The organism is Methylobacterium sp. CCH5-D2, assembly GCF_001556475.1.
Lineage (GTDB): Bacteria > Pseudomonadota > Alphaproteobacteria > Rhizobiales > Beijerinckiaceae > Methylobacterium > Methylobacterium hispanicum.
In genome coordinates this window covers 1-6,214 of the sequence record NZ_LSIX01000155.1, presented here as the reverse complement: position 1 = coordinate 6,214, position 6,214 = coordinate 1, and the positions used below count along the sequence as shown (strand labels likewise).

Here is a 6,214-nt window from a genome sequence, read left to right as displayed (position 1 = left end):
CACCGAGCGCAGGATCCCGATCGCCGACTTCCACCGCCTGCCCGAGGACCGGCCGGAGATCGACACCACCCTCGAGCCCGGCGCGTTGATCACCGCGGTCACGCTGCCGAAGCCGGTCGCCGGCACGCACATCTACCGCAAGGTCCGCGACCGGGCCTCCTACGCCTACGCGCTGGTCTCGGCGGCCGCCGTGATCGGCCCGGACGGCACCGGACGCGTTGCCTTCGGCGGCGTCGCCCACAAGCCCTGGCGCGTCGAGGCGGCCGAGGCCGACCTGCCCAGAGGCGCGCGGGCCGTGACCGATCAGGTCTTCGCCGAGGCCCGGCCCACACACGACAACGCGTTCAAGCTGAAGCTCGCCGAGCGGATCCTCGGTGCGGCGCTCAACCAGGCGAGGGCCTGAGCTATGAAGTTCGACACCCCCGCGGGGCAGAACCCGATCGACCGGCTCAAGGTCGTCGGGCAGCCGACCGACCGCATCGACGGCAAGTACAAGACCACGGGCACGGCCCCCTACGCCTACGAGCGCCACGACGCGGCGCCGAACGCGGCCTACGGCTACGTGCTCGGCTCCGCCATCGCCAAGGGGCGCGTCACCGCGATCGACTCCGCGGCGGCGCTCGGGGCTCCCGGCGTCCTGGCGGTGGTGACCACGCTCGACACGCCGCGCCTCAAGCGCGGCGTCATGAACACGGCCTACCTGTTCGGCGGCGACGTCATCCAGCACTACCATCAGGCGCTGGCCGTCGTGGTCGCGGAAACCTTCGAGCAGGCCCGCGCCGCCGCTTTCTTGGTCCGTGTCGATTACGCGCCGGAGGCAGGCAGCTTCGACCTCGCCGAGGCGGCGAAGTCCGCCGAGCCGGTCCCGGCCGACAGCGGCGAGGGCAGCGGCGGGGACGGTGAAGAGCGGGTCGGCGATTTCGAGGCGGCCTTCGCGGAAGCGCCGGTGACGCTCGACCGATCCTACACGACCGCCGACGAGAGCCACGCCATGCTGGAGCCGCACGCGACGACCGCGGCCTGGGAAGGCGACCGGCTCACGCTCTGGACCGCCAACCAGATGATCGGCTGGGGCCACGGCAGCATCGCCAAGATCCTAGGGCTGCCGAAGGAGAAGGTCAGGCTGGATGCGCCCTATGTGGGCGGCGGCTTCGGGGGCAAGCTCTTCGTGCGCGCGGACGCGATCCTCGCCGCGCTCGGCGCCAAGGCCGCCGGGCGCCCGGTCAAGGTCGCGCTGACGCGCCCGCTGATCGCCAACAACACCACGCATCGGCCGGCCACGATGCAGCGCGTGCGCATCGGGGCGCTCGAGGACGGGACGATCACGGCGATCGCTCACGAGAGCATCTCGGGCAACCTCCCCGAGGGCAGTCCCGAGACTGCGGTGAGCCAGACCAAGCTCCTCTACGCGGGCGCCAATCGCCTGACCGCGGTGAAGCTCGCCGCGCTCGACCTGCCGGAGGGCAACGCCATGCGCGCACCCGGTGAGGCTCCGGGCCTGATGGTCCTCGAGGTCGCCATGGACGAGATGGCGGAGCGGCTCGGGCTCGACCCGGTGGAGTTCCGCATCCGCAACGACACCCAGGTCGATCCGAACGATCCGGGCCGCCGCTTCTCCCACCGCGATCTCGTGGGCTGCCTGCGACTCGGCGCCGAGCGCTTCGGTTGGTCGAAGCGGGACGCGCGGCCGGGTGCCGTGCGGGACGGGCGCTGGCTCGTCGGGATCGGGATGGCCGCGGCCTTCCGCAACAATCTCGTGATGAAGTCGGGCGCGCGGGTCCGGCTGGACGAGTCTGGCACGGTCACGGTCGAGACCGACATGACCGACATCGGCACCGGCAGCTACACCATCATCGCCCAGACCGCGGCCGAGATGATGGGCGTCGCCCTGGAACAGGTCGTGGTCCGGCTCGGCGATTCGGATTTCCCGGTCTCCTCGGGGTCCGGCGGCCAGTTCGGCGCGAATTCCGCGACCGCGGGCGTCTACGCCGCCTGTGTGAAGCTGCGCGAGAGCGTGGCGCAGCGCCTGGGCTTCAACGCCACCGACGCGGTGTTCGAGAACGGCGAGGTCCGCTCGGGCAACCGAGCGGTGCCGCTCACCGAGGCGGTGCGGGACGGCGCGATCGCGGCCGAGGACACGATCGAGTTCGGCAAGATCACGGACGCGCAGCAGCAATCGACCTTCGGCGCCCATTTCGTCGAGGTGGCGGTCGATGCCGACACCGCCGAGGTCCGTGTGCGGCGGATGCTGTGCGTCTGCGCGGCCGGGCGGATCCTCAACCCCAAATCGGCCCGCAGCCAGGTCATCGGCGGGATGGTGATGGGCACCGGCGCGGCGCTGATGGAGAAGCTCGAGGTCGACACGCGCCGCGGCTTCTTCGTCAACCACGATCTGGCCGGCTACGAGGTTCCGGTCCACGCCGACATCCCGCACCAGGAGGTGATCTTCCTCGACGAGGTCGATGCGATGTCCTCGCCGATGAAAGCCAAGGGCGTGGGCGAACTGGGCATCAGCGGCGTCGGCGCGGCGGTCGCGAACGCGATCTACAACGCCACCGGCATCCGGGTCCGAGACTATCCGATCACCCTCGACAAGCTCCTCGACCGGATGCCCGACGCGGCCTGATGCGTGCCGCCCCCCGGGCGGCCCCGGTTGTGCGGGGCCGCCCGGGATACCGCCGATGTCTGCTGGCGTCGGCCGCACGGCTGTGCTCAAAGGGCCGCGCTCTCCCGACCGTACGACCACGGACCTGCATGATCCGCCGCCTCTACGAGTGGATACTCGCGCTCAGCGGAAAGCCATCCGCGCCCTGGGCCCTCGGCGCCGTCGCCTTCGCCGAGAGTTCGTTCTTCCCGGTCCCGCCCGACGTGATGCTGGTGCCGATGGCGGTGAGCCGCCCGGACCGGGTCTGGTTCTACGCCACGGTCACCACGGTTGCCTCCGTCCTCGGGGGTCTCGTCGGCTACGCCATCGGCGCGCTGCTGTTCGACTCGCTCGGGCAGTGGCTGATCAAGCTCTACGGCCTGCAGAACTCGGCCGCGACCTTCCAGGAATCCTACGCGGCCTACGGGCACTGGGTGATCCTGCTGAAAGGTCTGACGCCGATCCCCTACAAGCTCGTGACCATTACGTCGGGCTTCGCGCATTACAGCCTGTTCTGGTTCACGGTGCTCTCGGTCGTCACCCGCGGGGCACGCTTCTTCCTGCTGGCGGCGCTGCTGGGTCGCTACGGCGTCCAGATCCGCGGCGTGCTCGACCGGCACCTCAACGCGGTCGCGGCGATCTCCGTCGCCGTGATCGTCCTCGGCTTCGTCCTGTTCAAGGTGGTCCTGTGATCGACGAGATCGCGCTGTTGCGCCTGAAGCGGGCGGCGCTCGCCGTTCTGATCGGCTCCGTGCTGACGGTCGGCGGGGCGCTCGTGCTGGAACACATCTACGGCTACGCGCCGTGCAAGCTCTGCCTGACGGAGCGCCTGCCCTACTACGCGGCGATCCCGCTGGCGCTGATCGGCCTGTTCCTTCCCGAGCGCCTCGCCCGGCTGACGCTCGGCCTTGCCGCGGCGGGCCTGCTCTACGGTGCCGGCCTCGGCGTCTACCACGCGGGCGCCGAATGGGGCTTCTGGCCGGGCCCGACCGATTGCGGCGGCGGCAGCGCCAACCCGGCGGACCTCGGCAGCTTCCGCGACGCCCTCGCGAGCACGCGGGTGACCGACTGCTCGACCGCGGCCCTGCGCATCCTCGGCCTCTCGCTCGCCGGCTGGAACGCGGTGATCGCCTTCGTGCTCGCCTCGGTGGCGGGGAAAGCCGCGCTCAATTCCGGTCGTCGGGAACGATCGGCAGCGCCGCGACGCTGATCCCCTCCTCGATCAGGGCGCGGGCCTCCTCGGGGCTCGCCTGCCCGTGGATCGAGCGCTCCTCGCTCTCGCCGTAATGGATCTTGCGCGCCTCCTCGGCGAAGCGCGGGCCGACGGCCTCGGAGTTCGCGACGACGTGCGCCCGGAAAGCCCGTAGCATCGCGCGCACCTGCCGCTCGGGCTCGGAGATCATCGGCACGCGCGCGTCCTCGGCGGGAGCCGGCACGGGCGCGGTCGCCTGATCGGTGCGCGCGAGCCGCGGCGCCATCAGCGCCTTGCCGACCTTTGTCGAGTCGCAGACCGGGCAGGCGACCAGCCCGCGCGCAGCCTGGTCGTCGTAGGAATCGGAGGAGGGAAACCAGCTCTCGAACTCGTGGCCGGCCTCGCAGACGAGGGCATAGCGGATCATGCTCGTGGATCGTGGCGGGGTATGAGGCCGGACGTGGCGGTTCCGGCGCGCGGGCGCAATGGGTGAGGGGCGCAGCAGCGATCGCGCGCGGCATTCCGTTCCCGGATCACCCTTCGCCGCGCCCCAGGCGTCCGGGTCGGGCCCGGTGCGCGGACCGAGGCTATTCGCGAGAGTCCGCGGCGGCCACCCGCTCCACCCGGAACGGCTTGGAGTGCTGCAGGGCGGGGATCCGGGCCCGCGCATCCGCGACGCGCGCGAGATCGATCTCGGCCAGGATCACGCCGGGCTCGGCGCCGCCGGCATCCGCCAGGACGCGGCCCCAGGGATCGACGATGATCGAGTGCCCGTAGGTGTCGCGCCCGTCCTCGTGGCGCCCGCCCTGGGCGGCCGAGATCATGAACGAGCCGGTCTCGATCGCGCGGGCCCGGTGCAGAACGTGCCAATGCGCCTCACCGGTCTGCTGGGTGAAGCAGGCTGGCGCCGTCAGCACGTCCGCGCCGGACTCGGCCAGCGCCCGGAACAGGGCCGGGAAGCGGATGTCGTAGCAGATGCCGAGGCCGATCGCCGCCAGCGCCGTCTCGGCCACCACCGCGCAGGCACCGCCCGTATAGGTCGCGGATTCGCGCCAGCGCTCGCCGTTCGGGAGATCAACGTCGTAGAGATGCAGCTTGTCGTAGGCCGCCAGGATCTCGCCGTCCGAGCCGATCAGGAAGGCGCGGTTGGCCACCTTGTCGCCGTTGCGGATCGCGAGCGAGCCGACCTGCACCACGGCGCCGGTCTCGCGGGCCGCCTCGCGGAGCGCGGCCAGCGTCGGGTCGGCCTCCTGCTCGGTCACGACCGCGAACAGGCGCTCGCGGCTGCGCTCGACCAGCGAGGTCATCTCGGGCGTCTGGATGTACTGCGCGCCCGCCGCGGCGGCCTCGCGAACGCCGGCGACTGCTGCGTCGCGGTTCGCCAGAGGTTCGCGGCCCGACCGCATCTGCACGCAGGCGGCGACGAAGCTTAGAGCCTCAGGCATCGGCCGAATCCTCGAGGAGCGGGTCGAGGCGCCCGCCGCGCTCGAGCGCGTAGAGGTCGTCGCACCCGCCGACATGCGTCTCGCCCACGAAGATCTGCGGCACGCTCGTGCGGCCGTTCGCCCGCTGCACCATCGTGGCGCGGGTGCCCGGGGCCTTCTCGACGTCGATTTCCTGGAAGGCGACGCCCTTCTCCTTCAGCAGGCTCTTGGCCGCCGAGCAGTAGGGACACCAGGCCGTGGTGTAGATCGTGACCGGCTGCATGGGCGCGTCCTGCGTTTGGAACACGCCCATATAGGCGGGCCCGCGCACGGCGCCTATGGTCCGGGCGCCGACGCTTCAGGCGGCCAGCAGCTTCTCCACCTCGTTGACGAGGTCGCGCAGGTGAAAGGGCTTCGACAGGACCTTGGCGTCCTTGGGTGCCTTCGAATCCGGGTTGAGCGCCACCGCCGCGAAGCCGGTGATGAACATCACCTTGATGTCGGGGTCGAGTTCGGTGGCGCGGCGCGCCAGCTCGATCCCGTCCATCTCCGGCATCACGATGTCGGTGAGAAGGAGTTCGAACGGCTCCTCGCGCAGGCGGTTGTACGCCGAGAGACCGTTGTCGAAGGACAGCACGTCGTAGCCGGCGTTCTGCAACGCCTTGGCCAGGAAGCGCCGCATGTCGTTGTCGTCTTCCGCCAGCAGGATCTTCATCGGACGGTTCCGAACCCTTCGAATCGCACGCGTTCATTCCATAAAGGGAGCCGGTGGTAAACAAGGCGTTAGGATTTCGGGATCCGCCAGCGTGACGTGGCGCACCGCCGCGCGGGCGCCACACGGGTTGCTCCGGGGGCCGGCCTGCACCGCAGTGGACAGGGCTGCCCGCCCGCACCACACTGTACCGATGCCGACTGGCCGACCTGCTGGGGCAAGCCCGCCACGATGATACCGCC

General features: G+C 70.7%; 7 protein-coding genes and 1 pseudogene. 4 read left to right on the top strand and 4 right to left on the bottom strand.

What is annotated here, in order from left to right; genetic code table 11:
* The 4 genes and pseudogenes from AX737_RS03475 to AX737_RS03460 all read left to right on the top strand — a co-directional run.
* A pseudogene (locus AX737_RS03475) lies at positions 1 to 403 on the top strand (xanthine dehydrogenase family protein subunit M); the annotation flags it as partial.
* A gap of 3 nt (positions 404 to 406) precedes the next feature.
* On the top strand, positions 407 to 2,626 hold the full coding sequence (gene paoC, locus AX737_RS03470; RefSeq protein WP_066919023.1) for an aldehyde oxidoreductase molybdenum-binding subunit PaoC: 2,220 nt from the start codon (positions 407 to 409) through the stop codon (positions 2,624 to 2,626).
* A 128-nt stretch (positions 2,627 to 2,754) separates the two neighbouring features.
* Positions 2,755 to 3,336 (top strand): YqaA family protein, encoded by a 582-nt coding sequence (locus AX737_RS03465; RefSeq protein WP_066919020.1) that lies wholly within the window; start codon positions 2,755 to 2,757, stop codon positions 3,334 to 3,336.
* Positions 3,336 to 3,854, top strand: a complete 519-nt coding sequence (locus AX737_RS03460) for a disulfide bond formation protein B (protein ID WP_238231375.1) — start codon at positions 3,336 to 3,338, stop codon at positions 3,852 to 3,854. Before AX737_RS03465 ends, AX737_RS03460 begins: the two co-directional genes overlap by 1 nt.
* On the opposite strand, the gene AX737_RS03455 is transcribed toward AX737_RS03460, so the two are convergent.
* From AX737_RS03455 to AX737_RS03440, 4 genes are all read right to left on the bottom strand, one after another.
* Positions 3,811 to 4,263 carry a DUF1178 family protein gene (locus AX737_RS03455; protein ID WP_066919016.1) on the bottom strand — a complete coding sequence of 151 codons (453 nt, stop codon included), beginning with the start codon at positions 4,261 to 4,263 and terminating at the stop codon, positions 3,811 to 3,813. The two genes, AX737_RS03460 and AX737_RS03455, sit on opposite strands and share 44 nt — an antisense overlap.
* 160 nt (positions 4,264 to 4,423) lie before the next feature.
* Positions 4,424 to 5,281: a carbon-nitrogen hydrolase family protein gene (locus AX737_RS03450; protein WP_066919014.1), complete on the bottom strand. Its 858-nt coding sequence runs from the start codon at positions 5,279 to 5,281 to the stop codon at positions 4,424 to 4,426.
* Positions 5,274 to 5,543, bottom strand: coding sequence for a glutaredoxin 3 (grxC, locus tag AX737_RS03445; protein WP_066919012.1), 270 nt, complete (start codon positions 5,541 to 5,543; stop codon positions 5,274 to 5,276). Before grxC ends, AX737_RS03450 begins: the two co-directional genes overlap by 8 nt.
* Positions 5,544 to 5,618: 75 nt before the next feature.
* On the bottom strand, positions 5,619 to 5,975 hold the full coding sequence (locus AX737_RS03440) for a response regulator (RefSeq protein ID WP_003603128.1): 357 nt from the start codon (positions 5,973 to 5,975) through the stop codon (positions 5,619 to 5,621).
* Positions 5,976 to 6,214 lie beyond the last annotated feature (239 nt).